Annotated in this window: 24 protein-coding genes; 15 read left to right on the top strand and 9 right to left on the bottom strand. The window is 64.6% G+C overall.

The features are described 5' to 3' along the window. Positions 1 to 10: 10 nt before the first annotated feature. Entirely contained in the window at positions 11 to 2,671 is a 2,661-nt protein-coding gene (locus tag VHN57_RS06735) for a TonB-dependent receptor (protein WP_423283220.1), read from the bottom strand. Between the two features lie 200 nt (positions 2,672 to 2,871). Here VHN57_RS06735 and VHN57_RS06730 point away from each other — a divergent pair, with 200 nt between their 5' ends. The 4 genes from VHN57_RS06730 (at position 2,872) to VHN57_RS06715 (ending at position 6,240) form a co-directional block, all read left to right on the top strand. Next, positions 2,872 to 3,615, top strand: a complete 744-nt coding sequence (locus tag VHN57_RS06730; RefSeq protein WP_278986187.1) for a GntR family transcriptional regulator — start codon at positions 2,872 to 2,874, stop codon at positions 3,613 to 3,615. A gap of 8 nt (positions 3,616 to 3,623) precedes the next feature. Further along, positions 3,624 to 4,667: an SIS domain-containing protein gene (locus tag VHN57_RS06725; protein ID WP_278986188.1), complete on the top strand. Its 1,044-nt coding sequence runs from the start codon at positions 3,624 to 3,626 to the stop codon at positions 4,665 to 4,667. Continuing rightward, positions 4,667 to 5,800 carry an N-acetylglucosamine-6-phosphate deacetylase gene (gene nagA / locus VHN57_RS06720; protein WP_278986189.1) on the top strand — a complete coding sequence of 378 codons (1,134 nt, stop codon included), beginning with the start codon at positions 4,667 to 4,669 and terminating at the stop codon, positions 5,798 to 5,800. The genes VHN57_RS06725 and nagA overlap by 1 nt, the downstream gene beginning before the upstream one ends. A gap of 125 nt (positions 5,801 to 5,925) precedes the next feature. Then, positions 5,926 to 6,240, top strand: coding sequence for a hypothetical protein (locus tag VHN57_RS06715; RefSeq protein ID WP_278986191.1), 315 nt, complete (start codon positions 5,926 to 5,928; stop codon positions 6,238 to 6,240). A 38-nt stretch (positions 6,241 to 6,278) separates the two neighbouring features. Here VHN57_RS06715 and VHN57_RS06710 read toward each other — a convergent pair whose 3' ends face one another. From VHN57_RS06710 to VHN57_RS06700, 3 genes are read right to left on the bottom strand one after another with little or no spacing between them, the layout of a single operon-like run. Further along, positions 6,279 to 6,869, bottom strand: coding sequence for a TetR/AcrR family transcriptional regulator (locus tag VHN57_RS06710; RefSeq protein WP_278986192.1), 591 nt, complete (start codon positions 6,867 to 6,869; stop codon positions 6,279 to 6,281). Positions 6,870 to 6,881: 12 nt separating this feature from the next. Next, positions 6,882 to 7,130 (bottom strand): hypothetical protein, encoded by a 249-nt coding sequence (locus VHN57_RS06705; protein WP_004212448.1) that lies wholly within the window; start codon positions 7,128 to 7,130, stop codon positions 6,882 to 6,884. 41 nt (positions 7,131 to 7,171) lie between these two features. Next, positions 7,172 to 8,344, bottom strand: a complete 1,173-nt coding sequence (locus VHN57_RS06700; protein WP_278986193.1) for an FAS1-like dehydratase domain-containing protein — start codon at positions 8,342 to 8,344, stop codon at positions 7,172 to 7,174. A 149-nt stretch (positions 8,345 to 8,493) separates the two neighbouring features. Here VHN57_RS06700 and VHN57_RS06695 point away from each other — a divergent pair, with 149 nt between their 5' ends. The 4 genes from VHN57_RS06695 (at position 8,494) to VHN57_RS06680 (ending at position 11,555) form a co-directional block, all read left to right on the top strand. Then, positions 8,494 to 9,063, top strand: a complete 570-nt coding sequence (locus tag VHN57_RS06695) for a TetR/AcrR family transcriptional regulator (protein ID WP_423283215.1) — start codon at positions 8,494 to 8,496, stop codon at positions 9,061 to 9,063. Between the two features lie 108 nt (positions 9,064 to 9,171). Beyond that, entirely contained in the window at positions 9,172 to 9,927 is a 756-nt protein-coding gene (locus VHN57_RS06690; RefSeq protein ID WP_278987091.1) for an SDR family oxidoreductase, read from the top strand. Further along, a complete protein-coding gene (locus tag VHN57_RS06685; RefSeq protein ID WP_278987090.1) occupies positions 9,924 to 10,697 on the top strand; it encodes an SDR family NAD(P)-dependent oxidoreductase in 774 nt (257 codons plus the stop codon). Before VHN57_RS06690 ends, VHN57_RS06685 begins: the two co-directional genes overlap by 4 nt. An 18-nt stretch (positions 10,698 to 10,715) precedes the next feature. Beyond that, the gene (locus VHN57_RS06680; protein ID WP_278987088.1) at positions 10,716 to 11,555 is read left to right on the top strand and encodes a TauD/TfdA dioxygenase family protein; all 840 of its coding nucleotides are present in this window, start codon (positions 10,716 to 10,718) and stop codon (positions 11,553 to 11,555) included. A 4-nt stretch (positions 11,556 to 11,559) separates the two neighbouring features. On the opposite strand, the gene VHN57_RS06675 is transcribed toward VHN57_RS06680, so the two are convergent. The 3 genes from VHN57_RS06675 to VHN57_RS06665 form a co-directional block, all read right to left on the bottom strand. Further along, positions 11,560 to 12,555 (bottom strand): AraC family transcriptional regulator, encoded by a 996-nt coding sequence (locus VHN57_RS06675; protein WP_278987086.1) that lies wholly within the window; start codon positions 12,553 to 12,555, stop codon positions 11,560 to 11,562. A gap of 85 nt (positions 12,556 to 12,640) precedes the next feature. Then, positions 12,641 to 13,609 (bottom strand): magnesium and cobalt transport protein CorA, encoded by a 969-nt coding sequence (locus VHN57_RS06670; protein WP_278987084.1) that lies wholly within the window; start codon positions 13,607 to 13,609, stop codon positions 12,641 to 12,643. A gap of 62 nt (positions 13,610 to 13,671) precedes the next feature. Further along, positions 13,672 to 16,113 (bottom strand): hypothetical protein, encoded by a 2,442-nt coding sequence (locus tag VHN57_RS06665; protein ID WP_278987082.1) that lies wholly within the window; start codon positions 16,111 to 16,113, stop codon positions 13,672 to 13,674. A gap of 160 nt (positions 16,114 to 16,273) precedes the next feature. On the opposite strand from VHN57_RS06665, the gene VHN57_RS06660 reads away from it, so the two are divergent. Continuing rightward, positions 16,274 to 16,651, top strand: a complete 378-nt coding sequence (locus VHN57_RS06660; RefSeq protein ID WP_278987080.1) for a winged helix-turn-helix domain-containing protein — start codon at positions 16,274 to 16,276, stop codon at positions 16,649 to 16,651. Here VHN57_RS06660 and VHN57_RS06655 read toward each other — a convergent pair. Beyond that, entirely contained in the window at positions 16,646 to 17,632 is a 987-nt protein-coding gene (locus tag VHN57_RS06655; protein ID WP_278987079.1) for a cytochrome-c peroxidase, read from the bottom strand. The two genes, VHN57_RS06660 and VHN57_RS06655, sit on opposite strands and share 6 nt — an antisense overlap. After that, positions 17,629 to 18,156, bottom strand: a complete 528-nt coding sequence (locus tag VHN57_RS06650; RefSeq protein ID WP_278987078.1) for a hypothetical protein — start codon at positions 18,154 to 18,156, stop codon at positions 17,629 to 17,631. The genes VHN57_RS06655 and VHN57_RS06650 overlap by 4 nt, the downstream gene beginning before the upstream one ends. Before the next feature lie 75 nt (positions 18,157 to 18,231). Between VHN57_RS06650 and VHN57_RS06645 the strand changes: the two genes are divergently transcribed. The 6 genes from VHN57_RS06645 (at position 18,232) to VHN57_RS06620 (ending at position 25,065) form a co-directional block, all read left to right on the top strand. Further along, positions 18,232 to 20,379, top strand: coding sequence for a TonB-dependent receptor plug domain-containing protein (locus tag VHN57_RS06645; protein ID WP_423283209.1), 2,148 nt, complete (start codon positions 18,232 to 18,234; stop codon positions 20,377 to 20,379). A 97-nt stretch (positions 20,380 to 20,476) separates the two neighbouring features. After that, positions 20,477 to 20,707 carry a hypothetical protein gene (locus tag VHN57_RS06640; RefSeq protein WP_125997025.1) on the top strand — a complete coding sequence of 77 codons (231 nt, stop codon included), beginning with the start codon at positions 20,477 to 20,479 and terminating at the stop codon, positions 20,705 to 20,707. Positions 20,708 to 20,993: 286 nt separating this feature from the next. After that, a complete protein-coding gene (locus VHN57_RS06635; RefSeq protein ID WP_278986311.1) occupies positions 20,994 to 22,385 on the top strand; it encodes a sugar transferase in 1,392 nt (463 codons plus the stop codon). 168 nt (positions 22,386 to 22,553) lie between these two features. Then, positions 22,554 to 22,763: a hypothetical protein gene (locus tag VHN57_RS06630; RefSeq protein WP_010339081.1), complete on the top strand. Its 210-nt coding sequence runs from the start codon at positions 22,554 to 22,556 to the stop codon at positions 22,761 to 22,763. A gap of 261 nt (positions 22,764 to 23,024) precedes the next feature. After that, the gene (locus VHN57_RS06625) at positions 23,025 to 24,182 is read left to right on the top strand and encodes a hypothetical protein (protein ID WP_278986310.1); all 1,158 of its coding nucleotides are present in this window, start codon (positions 23,025 to 23,027) and stop codon (positions 24,180 to 24,182) included. Between the two features lie 19 nt (positions 24,183 to 24,201). Continuing rightward, positions 24,202 to 25,065, top strand: a complete 864-nt coding sequence (locus VHN57_RS06620; protein WP_278986308.1) for a polysaccharide biosynthesis/export family protein — start codon at positions 24,202 to 24,204, stop codon at positions 25,063 to 25,065. Positions 25,066 to 25,069 lie beyond the last annotated feature (4 nt).

Below are 25,069 nucleotides of genomic sequence, written 5' to 3'. Positions count from 1 at the left end.
GGCGAGGCAATCAATAGTTGAAGTTCACCGTCGCCAGGAACTTGCGGCCCGAGCGATAGACGCCGCGCGGCAGTGCCGTAGTGTTGGCATAGGCATAATATTCCGCGTCGGTCAGGTTCATGCCCGACAGGGTGATGCCGATCTGCGGTGTGACATTATAGGTCGCCGACACGTCCAGATTGTCGGAATCCCGCACGAACATATTGTCGCCGCGGTCGATGCCGGTGAAATATTTCGACCGCCAGGTGTAAGTGGCGCGCAGCGCGACCGGACCGCTTTCGAAGAAGGGGCTGACGCTGGCCTGATGCTTGGAATTATAGGGCAGCGCCTGACCGCCTTCACCCGAACCGTCGGAATAGGTGTAGTTGGCCAATATGCCGAAGCCATAGGGCAGGTTCTGCTGATAGGCGACAGCAAAGCCCTTCACCTCGGCCGAGCCGGCATTGTAGGGACGGCTGATCTGATAGGTCGTCACCCGGCCCTGCGACTGGTTGAAATAGCTCTCGGGTGCCGTCTTCTGCAGGATATAGTTGCTGATATCCTTGTAGAAGACTTCCGCCGACAGGATCGAGCCCTGCTTGAAATACCATTCGACCGAGGCGTTGAGATTGCCCGACGTATAAGGTTTCAGATTGGGGTTGCCGCCACCGCCGGTCAGCACCGTGTCCGACAGCCAGAAATAATTGGTCATGTCGGCATAGTTGGGGCGCGACATCACCTTGGCGGCGGAGAAGCGCAGGATCAGATCCTGCTGCGCGGTCCAGGCGATATTCGCGCTGGGCAGCCAGTTGTCATAGCTGCGCTTGGTCGTCTGCCAGGTCCAGTCGGCTGCGCTGTTGCAGGGCGCGCCAGCGTTGCAGACATAGCCAGCGCTGTCGGTCTTGGTATTCACATAGCGCACGCCAAAATTGCCGCGCAGCGTGCCGGTGTCGAAATTAGCCTGGGCATAGACCGCGTTGATATCTTCCTGGATGTTCCAGTTGCCGGCGGTAAATTCCGCCGCCGCGAAGATCGACGGGGTCGGCAGCGTCTGGCCTTCCAGATAGTCGACCATCGACGGGCCGCTGATGATGAAGCGGTCGGTCATCTGGTCGTTCACGCCGCTGAAGCCGCGCAGATAATTTCCCGCGACCGTCTTGGGATCGAACTGCGCCGCGGCGACGCTAAGGCCATTGAGCGCGATGCCCGCATATTGCTGGCCGGTCTCGTGATGGCGATATTTATAGCCGATCTGGATGCGCTTGAGCGCTCCGTCGAAATCGAAGCCGAGGTCAGCCTGGCCGTAACGCTCCTTGTCGCTGGTCGGCTTGGTGACGGTGTTGCCGCTCCAGCCCGGATCGGTGACGAAGGCATTGGGGTTACCCTGAACGTCGGTGGCATAGCTCAGCGAACCCGGCGACTTGGGCGCACCGCCAATATTCACGGTATAATCCGCCCAGTTCAGGAATTCGAGGAAGACCTGACGCTTGGTGCCGCCGTCCGCGTCGGACAGGCCGCCTTCGACCGTCAGATCCCAGGTGCCGCCGTCCCAACTCGCCTTGCCGCGATAGGTATCTGACTTCATCTCGGCTTCACGATACTGGACGTCCAGCACCGACAGCGCATTCTTGAAGCTCGCGCTGGTGACGATGCCGTTATTGACCTCGATCCCGGTCAGCGCGCCCAGGCTGTTCCAGGTATTGCCCTGGAAGGCATACATGGACTGGTTGAGGTTGTTGTAGGTGGCGTCGATCTTGAGCCAGCTCGCTTCCAGGGTCAGCTCGTCGACCGGCTTCCACTGGGCGGTGGCCGAATAGGTCAGGCGCTCACGACCCTGTTCGAAATAGGATGTGCCAAAGGCGTTGGGGCTGATCGCGTCGAGATTATTGCTCAGCGTGGTGGCGCATTCGCCGACGCAACCATTGTCGCGCGAGTCCACCGGATTGTCGGCATTGCCGCCGGCCCACTGATCGGCCTTCATCGTGCCATAGGTTTCGACGCCGTCGCGGCGCAGCCGGTCCTTGGCGCGCTGGAACGAGGCGAGGATGCCGAACGTGCCTTCCTCATTATGCCAGCTGACCAGCGCCGACCCCTGGATATCGCCCTTCTTCGAGCGGTCATTATAGAGATAGCCAAGCTGGCCCGCCATGGTGAAGGGCTTCAGCTCCAGCGGCTTGCGGGTCACGACATTGACCGTGCCGCCGATCGAACCTTCGTCGATGCGCGGTTCGGGCGACTTGTAGACGTCGACCCGGCCGACCAGCTGCGGTGCGAGCAGCGCATAGTTGAAGGTGCGGCCCGGCGAATCGAGGATGAACCAGTCGGCCGACGCCACGGTCTGGCCGTCCAGCAGGGTGCGGTTGAGCGCCGGATCGGTGCCCAGGATCGACACTTTTTCGCCCTGGCCGAACTGGCGGTCGACGGTGACGCCCGGCACCAGCGTCAGCGCTTCGGCGACATTGGTATTGGGGAATTTGCCGACATCTTCGGCGGAAATGCTGTCGACGATCGCGTCAGCGTTCCGCTTGACGTCGATCGCCTTGGCGAGCGAGGCACGATAGCCGGTGACGACGATATCGCTGGCATTTGCATCGGCGTCCGGCGCGGAAGCATCGCTTCCCTGCGCATGCGCGGCACCGGAAAACAGCGCGATGGCGCTGGCGGCACCGACCAGAAAAGTCCGAATCCCCATATCTCACCCCTTATTTATATTTGATGCATGGCACCAATTGGGCGGACCAACTGCATACCAATAAGCAGACCATCCGCCGAAGTCATATCGCCGTCAAGAGGGATATTTTCAAAATTGTGACGATGTTTGAAATTTTTCACTGGCATATGGTATTTAATTGGTCTTAGTGTGCAAACAACACAGATGCTGGTGGAGACGAGATGCCGCTGCTTGCCGAACAGATTGGACCGCTCGACGCGCTGGGCGGTGGCCCGCTCTATCGCCGGCTCGAAGATGCCCTGCGCGAAGCGCTGCGCACCCAGCGACTGAAACCAAATGAAGCGCTGCCGCCCGAACGCGACCTGGCATCGGAACTCTCGGTGTCCCGCATTACGCTGCGCAAGGCGCTGGATTCCCTGGTCGAGGAAGGGATGCTGGTGCGCAAGCAGGGCGCCGGCACCTTCGTCGCCAACCGGGTCGAGAAGCAGTTCGCCAAACTCTCCTCCTTTTCCGAGGATATGGCGGCACGCGGCCGCACCGTGCGCAGCGAGTGGCTCGGCCGCAGCGTCGGCGCCGTCACGCCCGACGACGCGCTGACGCTGGGCCTCAGCCCCGGCGCGGCGGTCTACCGCTTCAACCGCATCCGCTATGCCGACGATGTCGCGATGGCGCTCGAATATTCGACCATTCCCGGCTTCGGCCTCGACGGTGTCGATGTCGTCGGCGCCTCGCTCTATGCCGCCCTGGAAGCCGCCGGCAACCGTCCGGTCCGCGCCCTCCAGCGCCTGCGCGCCGTGCTGTTCAACGCCGAACAGGCCAAGCTGCTGGGGATCGAGGCAGGGGCGCCCGGCCTCTATATCGAACGGCGCGGCTTCCTGGACGATGGCCGCGTCATCGAAGCGACGCAAAGCTGGTACAGGGGCGATGCCTATGACTTCGTTGCCGAACTCGACATGCGCGCCTGACCGAAAAGATGCCTGACACGATGCTCAATCCGCAAGATACCCTGATGTTCGCCGAGGCCGCAGAGGCCGGCGCCGTCATCGCCCGCCAGTTCGCCGCCAACGCCGAAACGATCAAGGCGCTGGCCGCCAGCCTGCGCGCAAATCCGCCGCGCGGCATCGTCACCTGTGCCCGCGGCAGTTCCGATCATGCGGCGACCTTCGCCAAATATCTGTTCGAAACGCGCCTGGGCCTGCTGACCACCTCGGCCGCGCCCTCGATCGCCTCGGTCTATGGCACGGCTCCTGCCCTCGCCGACATGCTGGCCATCGCCATCTCGCAGTCGGGCAAGAGCCCCGACATCCTGGCCACGGTCGATGCCGCCAAAAGCGCAGGCGCCAGGACAGTCGCCATGGTCAATGTCGCCGACTCGCCGCTCGCCGGCCAGGTCGATACGCTGCTGCCGCTCCATGCCGGGCCGGAACGCAGCGTCGCCGCCACCAAATCCTACATCGCCTCGATCGCCAGTCTGCTGAACCTTGCCGCCCATTGGAGCGAGGATGCAGAATTGCTGGCGGCGCTGGAGACTGCCCCAGCGCTCCTCGCCCAGGCCTGGGCCTGCGACTGGACACCGCTGGTCGAACAACTCGCCACCGCGCGCGGCCTCTACGTCATCGGCCGCGGCATCGGCTTTGGCATCGCGCAGGAAGCGGCGCTCAAATTCAAGGAAACCAGTGGTCTCCACGCCGAAGCGTTCAGCGCGGCAGAGGTCAAGCATGGTCCGATGGCGCTGGTCGGCCCCGATTTTCCGCTGCTGGTGTTCCGCCAGGCGGACGAGACCGCCGAGAGCGTCGATGAACTGGTGCGCGAGGTCGTTGCGCGCGGCGGCCAGGTGCTGATCGCCGGGGAGCCGGTGGATGGCGCAATCCACCTTCCCGTGCCCACCGCCCATCCGGCGATCGAACCGATGCTGCAGGTCCAGGCCTTCTACCGCGCGGTCAACGCGCTGTCGGTCCGGCGCGGCTTCAACCCGGACCAGCCCCCGCACCTTGCCAAGGTGACGGAGACCCTCTGATGCGTCACGCTCTGGTCAACGGGTCGATCCTGATCGACGGCCACTTCCATGCCGGCAAGGCGCTGCTGATCGAGGGCAATCGCATTGCCGCGATCCTGCCCGACGCCGATGTCCCGGCCGATGTCGCGCAGCGCGACCTGGGCGGCGACCGGCTTGTGCCCGGCTTCATCGATACGCAGGTCAATGGCGGCGGCGGCGTGCTGTTCAATGATGCCCCGACGGTCGAAGGCATCGCCGCGATCGGCGCCGCCCATCGTCGTTTCGGCACCACCGGCTTCCTGCCGACGCTCATCAGCGACGATCTGGCCGTCATCCGCCAGGCGGTCGCCGCCGTCGACGCCGCGATCGAGGCCGGCGTGCCGGGCGTGTTCGGCATCCATATCGAAGGGCCCTATCTCAATATCGAGCGCAAGGGCATTCACGACGGCGACAAGATCCGCCCGCTCGATGCCGAGGGGCTGGAAGTGCTGTCTTCGCTCAAGCGCGGCCGCACCCTGGTTACGCTGGCGCCCGAGCGGACCTCGCCCGACATGGTGCGCCAGCTTGTGGAGCGCGGCGTGATCGTCGCGGCGGGCCACAGCAATGGCGGCTATGAGGACATGATCGGCGCGGTCGAGGCCGGCCTGTCCGGCGTCACCCATCTCTACAATGCCATGTCGCCGCTGGGATCACGCAAGCCCGGCATCGTCGGCGCCGCGCTGGAACAGGACAGCGTGACCTGCGGTATCATCGTCGATGGCCATCATGTCAGCGCCACAGCGCTCAAGATCGCGCTGCGCTGCAAACCGGAAGGCACGCTGATGCTCGTCACCGACGCCATGCCTTCGGTCGGGTCGGATGCGGATGAGTTCATGCTTCAGGGCCGCCATATCCTGGTCCGCAACGGCGCCTGCACCGATGATGCCGGCACGTTGGCCGGCTCCAATCTCGACATGATCGCCGCCGTCCACAACAGCGTCGCCATGCTGGACGTTCCGATCGAGCGCGCCATCGCCATGGCATCGGCGGCCCCGGCCGCCTTCCTGGGCCTTGCCGCAGAAACCGGCCGCATCGCGCCCGGCCTGCGTGCCGACCTGCTGCAACTGGATGCCCAGGGCGCGGTCGTGCGCAGTTGGATCGGCGGCACCTACTGAGCCAAACATCGCGGGGGCGTTTGGATCGCGCCCCGGTTCCCTGCCTGCTCGGCCCCGCTTATGATACAGATCGTCTCACGGCCGCTGGACGTCGGGACAAGACCTGTTGCCTTGAGAGGATGCCGATGAAAACTGCCCTGATCGCCACCAGCCTGATCTTCGCTGCGACCACGCCGCACGTCGCCATGGCGCAGGCCCCTGCCGCTGCGCCCGCCCCAGCCTATAGCGTCGAGACGACCGACATCGGCACATTGCTCGACAATCCTGCAACCAAGGCGGTGCTCGACAAGAATTTGCCGGGCTTCACCGCCAATCCGCAGATCGACATGGCGCGATCGATGACGCTGAAGGGCGTGCAGCAATATGCAGCCGACACGCTGACCGACGCCGCGCTTGCCAAGGTACAGGCCGATCTCAACAAGGTCCCGGTGAAGAAATAAGGGTAAGGCCGGCGCGCACCATCGCGCCGGCTGACCGGCTAGGCAACGTGTCCGTTGGCATCCTTGCCGGTGGCGTGGCGCATCAAAGCCTCCACCATGGCCAGCGCCTCTTCATGGCCCAGCGTCACGCCCAGGCTCTGCTCCATCACGATCGACCGGGCCATGCCCGCCGCCAGCACGGAAAGCCCGACCGGCGACAGCCCCGCGCCATCGGCCGCGCCGATCGCCCGCGTCTGGATATCGCGCAATTCCTCGACAAAGGCGGCGATTTCCTGCCGGATCGCCTTGCGATGGTTGGACAGCGCCATGAACTCCAGCACGATCGCGCTGCCGTCCGGATCGGAATTGAGCCGCCACAGCGCGCGCAGCGGATCGGGCGTATCCAGCCGGCTGGCCAGTTCCTCCTTGAACCCGGCCGACAGGCTGCGGAACAGCGCCAGCAGCAGGTCGTCGGTCGTCGCAAAATGATAATGGACCAGCGCCGGCGTTACGCCGACGATCTTCGCCACGCGCCGGGTGGTGACGGCGGCATAGCCCTCCTCCACCATCAGCCTCTCGGTCGCGGCCAATATCGCGCCGCGCGCCGATGCGCGTTCCTTCCTGCCGGCGCGGGTTATGCCTTTTTCCATCGCCCCTGCGGCCTATTCGTCCAGCATGTCCATCACGTCGCGCGCGGCATTGCGATCGGCTTCATCCTCGAAGGCGACATCCAGATCAGGCGCCGCGCCCAGCATGTAGAGCAACGTCCACAGGGCGAAGCGCCGGGGACGGTCGGTCTCCAGCCCGAAGGCCACCTGCATCCGCTCGATCCCGGCCGCCATGCCCTCGGGCGGTACGCTGGCAAGGTCGTCGGTGCCGAAATAATGGCGAAATTGATCGTCTAAATCCATCGCCGCGCTATCCCACAGCGCGGCGCGCTTGACCAGACGGATCAGGCCGGCCGTTTGGGCAGTTCGATCTCCGCCTTGGCCGTGGCCAGCACTGCCCCCGCCTGATTGGCCATGCGGCAATCGACCTGCACCCTGTGCCGGCCGTCCTCATCCACGAACTTGTCGAGGATGGTGCCGGTGGTGATGGTGATGTCGCCGGTCAGCGCCGGGCTGCGATAATTGCAGGCGGAATGGCGGATCATCCCCCATTCCCCCGCCCAACCCGCGAAATAATCGGTAATCCACGCCCCCATAGACGCGCCATAGCCATAGCCGCGCGGCATGCCGATGAACCGCGCCCAGCGCGGGAAGAGATGGCCACGCGACGGGCCGACATAGGCGCCGTCGGTGAATTCCGGGTTGATCGCTTCCATCACCGGGTCATTCTCATGCCCCGCCATTTCCTTGACGAAACCCAGCGCCTCCATGTCGAGGTCGGTGCGCCGGTGGGTGCCGCCCCATTGGGTGAAGATATAGGACCGCCATTCGGTCGCGAAGGACACGATCGAATGCGGCCCGACCACCCGCTCGGGCAGCGCGGCCCCGACCGTCACATCATCCCACCAGCGCCGGTCATGGCCAAGGTCGTGGAGCATCTGGACCCACTGCATCTTGCGCGCTTCCAGTTCCTCCAGCTGGTCGTCGGTCCAGACAGGATCGTCAAAGCCCTCGGTCGGGACATTGTCCTTGCCCGCTTCCTGGCTGTAGCGGATCGAGGTGGAACGCTGCTTGGCGATCAGGTCGCCCTGCTGATTATAATAGAAATTGTCGCCGCGCTGGAAACAGGTTGGCCCCGCAAATTTCGTGTCCTTGACGGTATAGTCGAACGGGATGCGTTCATTGAGGATGCGGTCGCCCGCCACCATGCGCGGGCCGTAGAACCACCATTCGTCGCCACCAAACAGCATGTGCGAATTGGGCACCCGGCCGATGCAGGACGGCGCGGAACCATGCGCACAGTCCATCGTCACGGCAAAGCTCTGTGGCGCGACCATGCCGCCCCAGCGGCTCTGCGCGGCATAACCCGCATCATAATGGAGCCGGTTGGGATAATGCATCGCCTGCACCCAGCGGCGGATATCGCCATTGTTGATCGGCTCGACCATCCGCGCGGGCTGGATCGGCTTGCCCAGATAATTGTCGATATCCGAACAATCGAGCGTCAGGCTGGTCATGGATCGTCTCTCCGAAAATGGGCTTGTTTGATGCCAAGGCTAACGACGCCCCGGCACCGCGACTTGACCAAAATGGACAGGCGTCCGGCCATTGCCGCGCCTCGCAAAATTGCCCAGAAGCGGATCGGGAGAAGGACGGAAAGGACGATATGGCTACCGCTCGCAGACTTGGCGCCGAAGGATCGCAGAACCGCGCCCGCTTCATCGACGCGGCCGAAACGATCCTGACAGAGGTCGGCGAACATGGCATTTCCGCGCGGCAGGTGGCACAGCAGGCGGGCCTGAAGACCCAACTTCTCTATTATTATTTCCGCACGATGGACGATCTGCTCCGCGCCGTGGTGCAGCGGATCAACGAGCGCCGCATGGCCCGCTTCGCCGAGGCCCTCGCCGCCCCCCGCCCGCTGCGCGCCATGTGGGACATGATGCGCGATCCCTCGACCGCTGCCCTTGCCGCAGAACTCAGCGCCATCGCTCATCATCGCGAGGCGGTGCGGGCCGAAATCGTCACCGCCGCCCAGGCATTTCGCGCGCATCAGGCGCAGGCGGTCGCAGCGCTGCTCCCCGCCGATCAGGTAGGTCAGGCCAGCGGCCTGGTGATGATCGCCGCTTCGCTCGCCCGCATGCTGGTCAGCGAAACGGCGCTTGGCCTGACCGAAGGCCATGACCAAGCCTTGGCGATGATCGAGGCCATGCTGGACCAGCTCGAAGCCAAATGATCGCCCCGGCGCTATTACCGACCCTGCCATCGCACCACCCCGTCCACCCCTGCTAATAACCTGTTCAGCATCGCGGTCCAGCACAGGCCAGCGGGGCAAGGAGAGGTCATGGCAGCACTGGAAAACAAGGTCGCGCTGGTCACCGGCGCATCCTCGGGCATTGGCGAGGCCGCGGCGCTCGCGCTGGCGCTTGAGGGTGTCAACATCGCTGTCAACGGACGACGCCGCGATCGGCTCGATGCGCTGGTCGCCCGGATCGAAGCGGCAGGCGGCACGGCGCTCGCCCTGCCCGGCGATGTCTCGGTCGAGGCGGATGCGGCGGCCGCCATCGCCGACACGGTGGCGCGGTTCGGCCGGCTCGACATCCTCGTCAACTCCGCCGGCGTCAACGAGGCGGGCGGGATCGAAAGCCTGACCAGCGCCCAGTGGCAGCGGGTCATCGACATCAACCTGATGGGCACCATCCATGCCTGCCGCGCCGCCTTCCCGGTGATGAAGGCACAGGGCAGCGGCGACATCGTCAATATCTCCTCGACCGCCGGGCGCCGCTCGGGCTGGCGCTTCGCCGCCTATTCGACCAGCAAGTTCGGCCTGACCGGCTTCACTGAAAGCCTGCGGCAGGAGGGCGGCCAGGCTGGCATCCGCGTGTCGATCATCGAACCGGGCGCGACCGCGACCGAGATCGCCAGTTCCATCTCCGACCCGCAATGGCGCGACATGATCCAGCAGCACACCCACAAGGACGGGGCAATGGCGCCAGACGATATCGTCGCGGGCATATTGCTCGCCGTCAGCCTGCCGCGCCGCGCCAATGTCAGCCGCATCCTGATCCAGCCGACCATCGACACGGAGCCGATGCCATGAGGCTGGCGGGCAAGAGCGCGGTCATTACCGGCGCGGGATCGGGCATGGGCAAGGCGATGGCCGAGCGCTTCGCGCAGGAAGGCGCGCGGGTACTGTGCGCCGACATCAGTGGCGCACAGGACGAGGTCGCCGCCGCCATCGGCAACGGCGCGATCGGCCTGCATGTCGACGTGGCCGAGGAAGCGGATGTGCGGGCAATGATCGCCGCCGCCGGCGACACCTTTGGCCGGGTCGACATCCTCGTCAACAATGCCGGTTTCGGCGGCGGCATCATGCCGCTGCACGAACAGAGCAGCGACAATTGGGACCGGGTCCATGCCGTCAATCTGAAGGGCGTTTTCCTGGGCATGAAATATGGTGTGATCGCCATGCTGGAAAGCGGCGGCGGCGCGATCGTCAATATCGGATCGGCCACCGGCATGGTCGGATGGAAGGGGCATGGCGTCTATGCCGCCGCCAAGGGCGGGGTCAGCCAGATGACCAAATGCGCCGCGCTCGATTATGCCGCGCACAATATCCGCGTGAACGCCGTGCTGCCCGGATCGATCTGGACCGGGCTGGTGCCGATGGCCAAGGATCATCCCGAACCGCCGCCCGGCATCTTCCGCGTGCCCGGCATACCGATGGACCGATGGGGCCTCGCCAGCGAGATCGCCAATGCCGCGCTGTTCCTCGCCAGCGACGAGGCGTCCTACATCACCGGCACCTTGCTGCCGGTCGATGGCGGCTATTGCATCGGCTTTTCCGGCATGGCCGCCGAACAGGGTTGAGATCGAAGGAGCAGGATCATGAACGTCATTCACAAGAGCCGCGTCACCTTCCGCCCGGTCAAGCCGCTGATCGGCGCGGTAGTGGAGGCCGATCGGGCGGCGCTGTTCGATCCCGAAGTGGTCGCCCAGTGTCGCGACATGCTGGAGGAGCGGACTGTGCTGGTCATGCCGCAGGTTCATTTCACCAATGAGGAGCAACTGGCCTTCACCGACCTGCTCGGCGGGCGCCTAAACCTCACCAGCGAGGCGACGACCAACAAGGATGAGGACGTCTATCAGGTGACGCTGGATCGCAAGATCAACCGCGCGCCGGAATATGTGCTGGGCACCTTCTTCTGGCACATGGACGGCATGCCGATGGAAATGCCGCCGCCGCTCGCGACGCTGCTGTCGGCCCGGCGCCTGGCGCCCAAGGGCGGCCAGACCGAGTTCGCCAACACCTTCGCCGCCTATGAACAGATGCCCGAAGCGCAGCGCATCGAGATCGAGGATCTGCGCATCATCCACAGTGTCGCCGCCAGCCTGCGCTCGATCGCTGACGCCATTCCCGAAGCGGAAAAGGGCAAGCTGGCGATCGGTATCGAGAAGGAACGGCCGCTGGTCCAGACCCACAAGAATGGCCGCAAGAGCCTGATCGTCGGATCAACCGCCGACCGGATCGTCGGCATGGAGTTGGCCTATGGCCGCGCCTATATCGCCCGGCTCAACGAATGGGCGACCCAGCCCGATTTCGTCTATCAGCATCAGTGGCAGGCGGGCGACTTCGTGATCTGGAGCAACACTGGCGCGCTGCACCGGGTGGTGCCCTATGCCCGCGATTCCGGACGCATGATGCACCGGACCTCGATTGCGGGCTGAAGGGTCAGGCGGGCGCGTGCAACCGCGCCCGCAACCGCGTCGGCGACGCGCCGAACCAGTGGTTGCAACTGCGCGTCATCACCGACTGTTCGGAAAAGCCGAGCTTCTCCGACACATGAGCGAAGTCCATGTCGGTCTGCTCCAGATAGTAGCGCAATATGTCGCGCCGCACCTCGTCCTTGATCTTCTGGAAACTCGTCCCCTCCGCCGCCAGCCGCCGGTGCAGCGTGCGCGGATGCAGCCCCAGTTCGGCCGCCACCCGATCATTCGAGCAATGGGCGGTCCACAGCCATTGCATGACGATGCCGCGCACCTGCGCATGCAGCGGCGGATGGCGATGGGGAAATTCGCGCTCGATATGGGCGGTGACGACGGCAAAGACCGCAGCATCCCGGTCGATCACCGGGCTTGCCATGTCGCGCTCGGAAAAGCTGATCCCGTCCTCATTCTGGCCGAAATGCACCGGGCATCCGAAATAGCGGCGATAGATGCGCGCCGGCGAGATCGGCTGGTGGCGGAAATGCACCCGCCGCGCCCGTGCCCGCCCGCCGGTCAGTTCCATCGCGAAGAGATGGCCGACCAGCAGGATATGCTCCATCGCCTGCGCCCGGTTGGGCACGCCGTCGAGCAATATGTCATGCCCGACGAAGACATGGCGGACCGCGGGAAAGCGGCGGAGCCAGACCGACGCCGCCAGGCTGTGCGCATAATTATGGCTGCACACATAATCGATCGCCGCGCCAAAGGTCGGCGCGTTGCGCATCGCGTCGCCGAGCGGCCCGAACAGGTCCACGCCGCGCTGGCGCAGGGCAAGGCGCATGCCGAAATCCGGGCAGGCGAGCCGATGCGCCGCATCCTCGATCAGTGCGATGGTCTGGCGATAGCTGGGTGACGCATTGCTGCTGTCCGGCGCTTCGCCGCCCAGTTCCGCCACCAGCTCCGGCAGGAACCGCAGCATATGGGCGTTGATCGCCTCGAACGCGTCACGATCCTCATCCATCGCCTGACCTCCCATTCGGACAGGCTCTCACCACCTGTCCGAATAGGTCAAGCGACCGCGGCCCCATTTCGGCGGGGCGATGCGCTCAGAGCCAGTTGAGCTTGCGGAAGCGCCGGTAGAGGATGGAACAGATCAGCAGGATCACCGCCAACACGACGAAATAGCCGTAACGGGTCTTAAGCTCGGGCATATGCTCGAAATTCATGCCGTAGATGCCGGCGATCGCGGTCGGCACCGCCAGGATCGCGGCCCAGGCGGCAAGCTGACGGGTGATCGTGCCGGTGCGCTGCTGTTCCAGCAGATTGCTGAATTCGAAGACGGAATTGAGCACTTCGCGCAGATCGTCGACCATCGTCTGTACCCGCCGCACATGATCACGCACGTCGCTGAAATAAGGTCGGGTTTCCGGATCGATGCAGGGCAGGTCAATCTTGACGAACTTGGTCGCGACCTCCTGCATCGGCCCCAATATGCGCTGGAAGCGGATCAACTGACGCCGCAGGTTGAAGATACGGGTGATCTCGTCACGGCCGAGGAAATTGTCGACCGTGTGCTGCTCCATGGTCAGCACCTCCTCCTCGATCCCCTCGACGATCGGCAGATAGCCATCGACGATGAAGTCGAGGATGGCGTGCAGCACATAATCGACGCCATGGGCCAGCCGGTCCGGCACCGCCTCCAACGCATGACGCAACTCGATATGCCCGCGCGCCGAACCATGGCGGACGCTGATGATATGGCTGTGTCCGACGAAGATAGCGGTCTCGCCATAGGCGATCGTCTGCGCCTCCACATGGGCGGTGCGGGCGACGACGAACAGTTGCTCACCATAAATGTCGACCTTGGGCAGTTGGTCCGCCTTGATCGCATCCTCCACCGCCAGCGGGTGGAGATTGTAATTCTGCTGCAGCGTCCGCATTTCCTCGGCCGTCGGGCTGGCAACGCCGATCCAGACGAATTCCGACTTGTCCTCGGCGCAATCGATCCGTTCATTGATCGACACTTCGCGCACGCGCTGGCCGTTGCGGTAGAGATAGGCGGCAATGACGGTCATTCGGGCCTCGAAATCATGCTATTCTGTCAGCTTAGCGCGGCCAGCCTTGATCGGGAAGGCGATCAGGCGGCGGGCGATGGCGCTTGCACCACCAGCATCGCGCCCTGCGCGTCGCGCAGGCGGACATAGAGCTTGCCATCCGTCGGCGCCGGGACCGTCAGGGTCGATCCGGTGAAGCCCTGCGCCACCGGAGCCGGCTGATCGAAGGCGGGATTGCCGGCGACGGCATCGACCAGGAACAGGTCGCGTCCCTTGATGGTGCAGCCCTGATCCTTCTGCTCCTTGCCCGCGCAATCCACCGCCTCGATCCGCGGCAGGCGGGCGAGCGGCATCAGCGGCTGCCAATCCCCCTGTTCGCGGCCCCGCACGATGCGGAATTGCAGCGGGCCGAAGGCGGGGCCGAGCGCCGCGGGATCCAGGGTCGCCACCATCACCTGCGGACTTTGCAGTTGCAGGCCGGAACCGGCCGTCAGCCGGACGCTGGCACCGCCATCCTGCGTCGCTACCTCGATCGCATCGGCCATGGCCAATTTGGTGCCGTCCTGCGCCTGCACGGAAAAGACGAGGCGGCCATTATTGGGCAGCACATCCGATCCGCCCAGCGTCACCGGCAGCCCCGTTGCCGCAGCGGGCGTGACGCTCTTGTTGAGCAGGGTCACACGGGGCCGCGCGGGGGCAATCGTGACCGGCACGGATACGGTCCGCCCATCCTCCAGCTGCACGCGGGCGCTGGCGCCTTCGGCTGGCACAGTCCCATCGCCCGCGGCCGTCAGACGCAGCCGGTCGACCGAACCGTCGCGGGTCAGGCCATCGGGTTTCCAGCTACGCCCGCCAAGGTCGACGCTCGCCACCTGATCGAGCCGTTGCCCCGTCATTTCGCCCCAAGCATCGCCCAGATGCACGGTCAGCCCGTCCAGCTTGCTCGCCTGGGCATAGGCGCGCAGCGCCATGGAGAACGGCTTGGCCACGCCCTGATATTTGACATCGACAGTGACAGGTCCGGCGCGTCGATCGGCAAGCGGCAGGGTCAGGTCCAGAGCATCGCGTCCTTGCACCTTCCAGCCGATCGCCTGGAGCGCTGCATTGCCCTGGCGCAGGGTGACACTTTCGACGCAAGAAGGCGCACCGCCCGTCAGCGTCAGGCCGTTATCGCGGCCCACGACCAGTGTCGGCGCCTCGCCCTTCACTTGCCAGGCCGCGTCATCGGGCCGCTGCAGGATGTAATCGGGCCCTTCGAACCGGTCGAACCCCCATTGACCATAGACATGGGCCTCGATCGATCCCCTGAAGTCAGCCGGCCAGGGACCATCGGCGCGGATCACATAGCCGCCGCGATCGGCCCGCGCCTCCAGCGGATATTCGATCGTCTGGCCCGACGCAGCCTTCAACTGCACCGTCATGCCGCGCGCATAACTGGTCGAATAGATGAGCGGCGCCCCCTCGACCGGCAGCACCGTGCCGGGCAATGCCGCGCAGATCGGTGCCTGCGCACCGCTGCGCAGGCGCGGCGGGCTGTCCGCCTCGATCGAGGGCATGCCGACCACCATCACCGACTTGGGCTTGGCAAAGGACGGCGCCTTGTTCAGCATCAGCCCGATATTGTCGTCGCGGCGCAGGCTGACGGTCGGCAGATATTCGAAACTGGGGCTGCTAAAGGCCCCGAACATCCGGGCCAGATCGCGCACCACGCCGATATAGGGGCTGTAATAGCCATAGCCTGCTTCACGCGTGGAGGCGAGTTGCAGGGCCAGGTCGGTCGGCGTGCCACTCAGCGTCTCGGCAATCGAACTGCTGTGAACATCGGCGAGGACCAGCTGATCCTTATTCTCCAGCAGGCAGGCCGCCTGAAGCTCGATCACCTTGGACAGGCAATCCTCGTTGAGCTTCATCGACAGGCTGCGGGCCAGCGCCGGCGCGACGCTGCGCAGGAATTCGGGATGGCTGTTTTCCTGTGTCCGGATCGCCGTCATGAAGGCATCCAGCCGCGAGCGATCAAGCGACGCCTGATTGAGTTCCTGCGTAGCCCGCACGAACTCGCCCGGCTTGCCGCGCACCGCGTCACTAACCGTACCCTCGCCACCGCCGGTCTCGGGCACCAGGAACAGCACCATCTGTCGTGCGCCGTCCGGTACTGTCAAGGCGAGGCGGCGATCCTTGTCCTTCTTCTTCCATGTCTCCGCGCTGTCGATCCAGTCCTTGGGCGGCGGATTGGTCGCGCCCCGCAGGAAGGCCGACATCAGCACGAAATTGGCGCCCTGTTCCTTGGGCAGGTTCGGCTCGATCAGCAACTTGTCGCCGGCCCGCAGGCTCGGCACCTGGCTGATCGGCAAGCTGGTCGTGCCGCGGGTCACGCTGACCTTGAGGTCCGGCCCGGTCAGCTCGAACGGGGCAGGCTCGGCCGCAAGGCCCGGCGTCAGCAATGCAGCCCCCAATGCCGTTCCGATCAACAGGCCGATCGGCTGGCGCAGGCGCGCGATCTGGATCGGGGCGGAAGGCTGGGGCATGTCTCTCTATCCGGCTATCTATGTTTTTCGGCGACCATTGCGCCTGTCCCACAGGAATTCGGCAATTCCAAGGCGGCAGCAAATGCGGGCCATGCCACCCCCTCGCTGAACCTGCGACAACGGGCTAAGAGGGGCAAATCGCACGCAATCAGGCAGGGCCATGCAGACCGGAACGCTCAAGCTCAAGATCCAGATCCTTTGCGGGGATGAGATCGCCATGGGACCGGGCAAGGCCGATCTGCTCGATGCGATCGCGCTGCACGGCTCCATATCGGCGGCCGGACGAGCACTGGGCATGAGCTATCGGCGCAGCTGGCTGCTGGTCGACACGATGAACCGCTGCTGGAACGACCGGCTGGTCGAGACGGTCGCCGGCGGCGGCCGGGATCGTGGCGCGCGGGTGACGGAAGCAGGTCAGGCCGTGCTGGCTGCCTATCGCGCGCTGGAAGAGGCCGCGCTCACCGCGACCGGAGGACAGGCGCAGGGCCAGCTTGACGCCCTGCTGCGGCCGATCCCCCTGCCCGCCCCTCTTTCATAATTTCTTGCCGCAGGCTTCAGCCGGCATGGCGAAGCGTGGATCGGTGAGGAAAGTCCGATCGGTCAGGCTATCGAGGAAAGCCGTGATCGCGATCCGTTCGGCGTCGGTCAGTTTCTGGCCATGACGCAGGATCGCCGCATCCAGCGTTTGCGCGGACCCATCATGCCACCAGGGCCCCGTCACCGTGACATTGCGGAGAGACGGCGTGCGAAAACGCCCGGCATCACTGGTCAGCCCCGTCTTTTCGGCCAGCCCCTGATCGGCGGCCGCCGCCGGTTCCAGCCGATGATAGGCGCCGTCGCTGAAATCCCGCCCCGCATGGCATGATGCACAGCCCTTGTCCGCGAACAGATGTGCGCCCTGCCGGGCCGACATCGACAGGGCATCGGCCTGCCCCCGTCGATCGCGATCATAGGGGCTGTCACGCGAAATCAGCGTGCGTTCGAACGCCGCCAGTGCCGCCGACACCGTCGCGATGTCGATCCGGCCGCGACGGTCCGGGAAAGCGCGCGCGAACATCCGGCGATAGCAGGCATCGGCGCCCAGCCGACGCGGGAGTTCCGCCTCCAACCCCTTCATCCCCATTTCGACGGGATGCTCGCCGAGCAGCGGCACGGCGACCTGCGCCTCCAGGCTGGTGATCCCCGGATCGGCCATGGTGAGGCGCGGCAACCAGGCGACATTGGCCAGGCCCGGCACATTGCGCAGCCCCGGATCGCCATGGACGCCCGGCCGCGTGCGGTTGCCGTCGGCAAAGCCGCGATGCTGCTCATGGCATCCGGCACAGCTCAACGTGCCATTGGCCGACAGGTCGGCGTCATAGAAAAGGCGACGGCCAAGCTCGACCTTCGCCGCGCTCATTGCGTTACCGACCGGGACCGGGGGCGGTGCTTCGCCCAGGGGCAAGTTCCAATGCCACGGCCGCCCCGCCCCGATCAGCAGCAGCGTCGCGAGCAATAGCAACCAGCGCGCCGGCTTCACGGCAGACGGGTCACCAGCACCGTCATCTGCGGATCGCCATTGGCCGCGAGTTGCAGGATATAGTCGCCTGGTTCCAGGCTGTAATCGACCATCTTGCGGATGCCGGTGCAATCGGGGCCATAACCATGCGCGATCGAGGTCGCGGCAGTGCCGTCCTTCACCACATCGACCCAGGCGCCACTGCTCAGCGCCACCCGCCATGTGCCGGGCTGATCGACGGTGAAATGGACGATGCCACCGAAGCTGACACTGCCGCCGGGTTTGGCCGGCCGAAGCGGATAGCTGATCCTGGGCGTCGGCAGCAGGGTCAGCGCCACGGCCTGCCCGGCTTTCAGCTTGACCTTGCTGGCTCCCTTGGCATCCGCCGCCGCCTTCATCGGCTGCGGCGCGCGCCAGGATGCCATCTCCGCCGGCGGATCGGCCGGGGCAGTGCAGGCCGGCATGCCCGACATTTGCGCGAAGGCCGATGCCGGCACCAAGGCCGCGCACAGGGCCGGAAACAGCAGGAACAGTGGCTGACGCACGGGCTTCCCTCCCGAAAGCAAAACTATATACGGCGGGATATAGCGAGTCGAACGACCAAGAATAGGGGGATTTTCATGCGACAGACCATGATGCGCATTTTGCTGGCCAGCGCGTGCTGCTGGACCGCGACGGCCCAGGCGCAGGGCGCGCCCGACGCGGCCGGCGACAGCGATCGCTTCTCACTCGGCCAGATCATCGTCACCGCCCCCCGCACCAGCGGGATCGAGATTGACGGCAGCACCCTGTCCTCCGACGCCATCTACAGCTTCAACCGCACCTCGCTCGACGATGCGGTCAACCTCATGCCCGGCGTGTCCGCCGGCAACAGCGGCGGCACCCGCAACGAGCGACTGGTTTTCGTGCGTGGCTTCGACCGGTTCCAGGTGCCGCTCTCGATCGACGGCATCCGTGTCTATCTGCCCGCCGACAACCGGCTCGATTATGGCCGCTTCCTGACCACCGACATTGCCGAGGTCCAGGTGGCCAAGGGCTATGCCTCCGTGCTGGACGGCCCCGGCGCCATGGGCGGCGCCATCAATCTGGTGACCAGCAAGCCGACCAAAGCGCTCGACATCGACCTGCGCGGACAGGTCAGCTTCGACAATGACATGGACTATGCCGGCTATACCACGTCGGCCAAGGTCGGCACCCGGCACGATCTCTGGTATGCGCAGGCCAGCTATGCGCGCAGCTTTACCGATCATTGGGATCTGCCCAATGGTTTCACGCCGCGTGTTCCCACGCTGGAAGATGGCGGCGCGCGCGACTTTTCAAGGGCGGAAGACTGGCGGGTCAATGCCAAGGTGGGATTCACCCCCAATGCCACCGACGAATATGCGCTGAGCTATACCCATCAGGAAGGATCGAAGAGCGCGCCGCTGCATATCAGCGACACGGTCACCACGGCGCGTTTCTGGGACTGGCCGTCCTGGGACATCACCAGCGTCTATTTCCTGTCGACCACGGCGCTGGGCGATCGGGCGACGCTCAAGACCCGCGCTTATTATAACCAGTTCGATTCGATGCTCCGTTCCTTCAACGACCGAACGCAGACCACGCAGAGCCGGCCCTACGCCTTTGACAGCCCCTATGAGGACAAGGCCTGGGGCGGATCGGCCCAGCTCGATTTCAGTGCGACCGATGCGGACACGCTCCGCCTCGCCTTCCATTATCGCCATGATGAGCATGTCGAGTTCCAGACCAGCTTTTCGACGGCCGGCGTTGCGACCACTGAGCCGAAACAGACCCAGAGCGAGGCCACCTATTCCATCGCGTTGGAAAATGAGCTGGCGCTGAGCCCGACGCTCCGCTTCACCCTGGGTGGCAGCTATGACTGGCGCAATCTGGAGCGGGCCGAGGAATATGGCGCCCCGCTCGGCACGTCGGGCACGCCATCGGTCATCTACAATTACCCGCGCAGGGACGCCGACACCTGGAACGCACAGGGCCGGTTCGACTGGCAGGCCAGCGATGCGCTGTCGCTCCACGCCAGCCTGTCATCGCGTGCCCGCTTCCCGACCATCTTCGAACGGTTCAGCCAGCGCTTCAACACTGCCATTCCCAATCCCGACCTGAAGGCCGAACGGGCGACCAATGCGGAGATCGGCGGAAGCTGGAGCCAGGGATCCATCCGGCTGGAGGGCGCGCTCTTCTACAGTTGGGTGCGGGACGCGATCTTCAGCGTGCCAACGCCGGCCTATCCCTGCACCGCGTCGACCACGCCGCCCGCCGTCCCGACCACGGGCTGCGCTCTCACCAACCTCAGCCAGAGCCGCAATGTCGGCAAGGGCGAATATTATGGCATCGAACTGTCGGCGTCGGCGACGCTGCTGCCGGGGCTGGACGCGGGCATCAACTATACCGGCATCAAGCGCGACCTGACCGATCCGTCCAACGCGCGCTTCCGTCCCACCGGCGTTCCCACGCACAAGGGCTTTGCCTATCTCGACTGGGCGCCTGTCGAACGGTTGCACATCGTCCCGAGCGTCGACCTGGCGTCGAACCGCTGGACCCTGTTCACCGCAACCCCGGCCTCACAGCCCGCCCGCTATTACCGCACCGGCGCCTATGTGAATGCCAGCCTGCGCGTCGATCTGGCGCTGACCGACCAGATCGACCTCGGCATTGGCGGGCGCAATCTGTTCGATGACTATTATACGCTGACGGATGGTTTTCCCGAACCGGGACGCACCGTCTATGCGTCGGCGCGTTTCCGCTATTGAACCGAACGCGGCCGGGCAGGGATAATGGTTTATCTTTGCCCGGCCGCAGGTTATCGTGATCCGCGGTCGCTATCCTCGCATCGCATCGGGAATGATGATGGTCGATCTGTTTCCGCCACCACAGGATCGCAATGCCGGACACGACAGCGCCCGGTCGGCGCCACGGCATGATCCCGTCCCGCAGCATGGCGAGGATGCGGATGGCCCCAGAATCTGGCCTTTCCCCCATCATCTGGCCGAAACCGGCGTGCAGTTCCTGTCGCGCTGGGCCGGCCCCATGGCCCTTGTCGGCGCGCTGCTTCTGATCGGCTGGTGGCTGTTTCGCTGAGCGATTTGATTCGACGTCGTTTCCGTCAGGCCAGCGACGCCTCTGACCACATCTGATCGTTTTTCCCTGCGACAGAACGAAGGGGCGGCAGGATGAAAAATGCGCGCTCAACGGATCGTCGGAAATGTGCGTCCGAATATCCCTCCCCCAATTGTAACAACCGAGCAACTATGTCCTGCTGCTACGCAACATAAATCAAAGGCAGCGGATGTCCTGGGGAAAGATCGCCACCGTCTGACGACGGGCGGGCGGACCATGACGTCACGACGCATTTAAAGGGTTGCCGATGTCCAAAATAGATCTGGCGATTGCAGGAACCCCCAGTCGCCAGCCCGCCACCGCCGCTTTCCAGCGGAACGCGCGCCTGTGGCTGAGCCTGGTTCTGCTGCTTGCAGACATGATGGCCCTGGCCGCAGGGTTCGTCATCGGCCTGCGCGTGGCGGGTATTCCGATCCTGTCGATGGAGGTCTGGCAACCACTTGCCGGCGGGATATTGGTCTATGGCACCATCGCCTTTCACAACCAGGCCTATAACCCGCGTTGCCTGACCAGCATGACGGCCTCATGCCGCAGTGCAGTAATGGCCTTCGCCGGAACCCTGTTGATCTTCCTGCTGGTCGTCTTCTCGCTGAAGGTCACCGACAATTTCTCGCGCCTGGGCATCAGCACCGGCCTGTTCTTCAGCGGCGCGCTGATCGTGATGCAGCGGGTGCTGGTCGTCCGCGCCGTTCGCCGCAATTTCGCCGAAGGCCTGTTCGCCCAGTTGCTGATCATCGACGACGGCCTGATCCCAGACGATGTCAATGGCATGACGATCGTGGATGCACCGACGCTCGGCCTGCGCGCCGATCTGGACGATCCCTATATGCTGCATCGCCTTGGCATGCTGCTGCGCGATTTCGATCGGGTGGTCATTTCCTGCCCGTTGGAGCGCAAGGCCGACTGGGCGCAGATGCTCAAGGGTGGCAATATCCTGGGCGAGATCATCGTGCCGGAACTCGACCCGATGGCGCCGCTCGCGGTGCAGAGCCATCGCGGCGTGTCGACGCTGGTGGTGGCACGCGGCCCGCTCAATCTTGCCAACCGCGCCAAGAAGCGGCTGCTCGACATCATCCTGACCGTGCCGGTGCTGATCGCGCTGGCGCCGCTGATGATCGCCGTTGCCGTCGCCATCCGGCTGGACTCGCCGGGCCCGGTCTTCTTCCGTCAGGAACGGATCGGCCGCGGCAACCGCCTGTTCCACATCCTCAAGTTCCGCAGCATGCGGGTGGAACAGTGCGACACCGCCGGCGCCACCTCGACCCAGCGCGACGATAATCGCATCACCCGCGTCGGCCGCTTCATCCGCAGCACCAGCATCGACGAGCTGCCCCAACTGCTCAACGTGCTGCTCGGCGAGATGAGCCTGGTCGGCCCGCGCCCCCATGCGCTGGGCTCGACCGCCGAGGACCAGCTGTTCTGGCAGGTCGACCGCCAATATTGGCATCGCCATGCGCTCAAGCCCGGCATCACCGGCCTGGCCCAGATCCGCGGCTTCCGCGGCGCGACCGAAACCCGGCGCGACATTCTGAACCGGGTCGAGGCGGATCTGGAATATCTGCACGGCTGGAGCCTGATGCGCGACATCGGCATCCTGGTCGGCACGGCACGGGTTCTGGTTCACCGCAACGCCTATTGATCCCGCCTGCTGGTGAAGCCCCAATGTTTACAGGGGCTTTGACCAGGATTGAGGATTTTCAGCATCAGAAGCCGGCTTTTGCGATGAGCTGAGCCGGCTTTCATGCCGATGTAAACTATTTGTGAACCCTAAAATCCTATATTAACGACCGTTCATAAAGTTCCCAGGATGACGGTCGTGGCTGATGAATTGGCGGCAGTTGCCGCAACGAAAACCTCCTTTTCCGATGCGGGCATCGCCGTCCGCGATCTCCCCGAAAACGGCCATGCGCTGTCGATCGCCGACCGCGCGGAAGGGCCGATTCAGTTTGTTTCGCGCTGGGCGGGCATCCTCGCCTTCTGCGCGGCAATCGGCGCGATCGCTTATCTGATCTTCTGATCGGGGCCAGTTTCCTTGCCCTCAGATTAACAGCCGGGATCGGCTGTTAACGGCTCCTTTCGTCGATGAAACGAGCCGTTGTTTTGGCGCGACAAGTCGCGTCCGGACCCGTGTGCATTACGTAAAAATACGATTAGCATGCCCCTTGTTGCTGCAATGCAATAAGGATTCATGCGTTTGGATAATGCCCATAACCCGTGTTTGCGGGCGCGCCCCTGTGCGCCCGCAGCAAATGATTTTGGATGGCCGCATGCGGCCGCCATGGCCGCTCTTGGCGGCGCAATGCTGTTCGCCGGGCTGCCCTCCACGGCGCAGGCCCAGGATGATGACAAGCGCATAGATACGCTCGGCCTGCACCTGACGGCCGGGCTCGATCTTCTCTATGACGACAATGTCTATCGCGTCGACGACCGGGTCGAAGACCCCACCGGCGACCTGATCGTCACGCCCTCGATCGAGGCGACCTATGCCCATCCGCTCGGGCGGCACGACATCCAGGTCCGGGCCAAGGCCGGCTATGACCAGTTCGTGTCGGAGACCCAGCGCAGCAAGCTGCGACTCGATGCGGAGGCCAAGGCGACGATTCGATTCGGAGCCACCTGCGGCATCACGCCGCGCGCCAGCTATCGCCAGCAGCGGGCCGATTATGGCGACATCAACGCCGCGACCGAAAATCTCCAGCGCTTCTCCACGCTGGGGGCCGACCTGTCGTGCGAGCGGCCGGGCTTCTTTCCCGTCGCCGGCTACCAGCATGACACGACGCGCAATGCCGATGATTTCGACTATGCCGACCAGGATAGCGACAGCTTCAAGGTTGGCCTTGGCTATAACAAGCCCAGCTTCGGCACGCTCACCACTTATTATGAGCGGACGGTCAGCGACCGGCGCACGCTGGGCATCAAGAACCGTATCAACGCCTATGGCCTGCGCTACCAGCGCTCGGTGACGCCGATCACCCAGATCGACGCCGACCTGCAATGGCTGGATGTCAGCAGCGATTCCGCCGCGGTCGGCAATTATAATGGCATGGGCTGGGATGTGCGGCTGTCGACCAGCATCATTCCGCGCGTGAAGCTGACGGCCTCCACCGCCCGCGACATCATGAACGACAGCCTGATCGCCAGCGGCTTCGCGATCCGTTCCAGCTATCGGATCGAGGGGGAGATCGCGATCAGCGAACTGACCTCGGCCGGCCTTTATGCCGACTGGCAGAGGCGCAAGTTCCGGCAGGATGCGGCGCTGCGCCCCTTCTCGATCGAGGCGGACCGCAATCGCCAGTTCGGCGCGACGCTCAAGCGCAAGCTGACCGATCGCTTCGATCTCAGCCTCGACGCCCAACATTACCGCCGTCGTACCGACACCGATGTCTCCAACTATAGCGGCACGCAGGTGACGCTCTCAGCGCTGCTGCGCTTTTGACCCGAAGGGAGCCTGACCCATGAGAATAGCGACACGCTTCCATATCCTTGCCGCCTTCCCCCTGCTGGCGGTGCCGAACGCATTGTCGGCCCAAACCCAAACGGCCCAGGTCCAGGCAGCACAGGCGCCTGCCGGTGCTGCCGCCGCTGCGGCGGTTGCCGCCACGCCCGCGCGGCCGGCGGCCTCTGCCCCCGCCGGCTATCTGCTCGGCCCGGACGATCAACTGAAGATCTCGATCTTCGGCCAGCCCGACCTGTCGACCGAAACCCGGATCAAGGCCGACGGCACGGTGCTGCTCGCGCTGGTCGGGCCGGTGGATGCGAAAGACAAGACCACGTCCCAGCTCGCGTCCGACATCGCCGCCAGCTATGCCGGTGGCGGCTATCTGACCAAACCCTCGGTCAGTGTCGAGGTGAGCGACTATGTCAGCCGCTCGGTCACGGTGCTGGGCAATGTGCCCCAGGCCGGCAATTACCCGCTCGACCGCAACTATACCGTGGCATCGATGCTGGCCAAGGCTGGCGGCGCGACCACGGCCGGCGCCAATGCCGTCATCCTGACCCCGGCCGATGGCAGCGGCGCCGTGCGCATCTCGCTCACCGACATGAGCGCCGGCGCCGGCCGGCCGCTCCAGGCCGGCGACATCCTGTTCGTACCGCCGGCCGAGAAGGTCTATGTCTATGGCCAGGTCCAGCAGCCCGGCGCCTTCTCCTATGTCGCGGGCCAGACCTTCCGCCAGGCGCTTGCCCTGGCCGGTGGTCCGACCCTCGCCGGTTCGACCCGCAGCATCAAGGTGAAGCGCGGCGGCCAGGAGGTCCAGGCCAAGCTGGATGATCCGGTGAAGCCCGAAGACGTCCTCATCATCCGGGAGAAGCTGTTTTGACCGC

The sequence above is a fragment of the Sphingobium salicis subsp. salicis genome (genome assembly GCF_049472635.1).
Classification (GTDB): domain Bacteria; phylum Pseudomonadota; class Alphaproteobacteria; order Sphingomonadales; family Sphingomonadaceae; genus Sphingobium; species Sphingobium yanoikuyae_A.
Note: the sequence above shows the minus strand (reverse complement) of the source record. Positions and strands in the feature narration are given on the sequence as shown.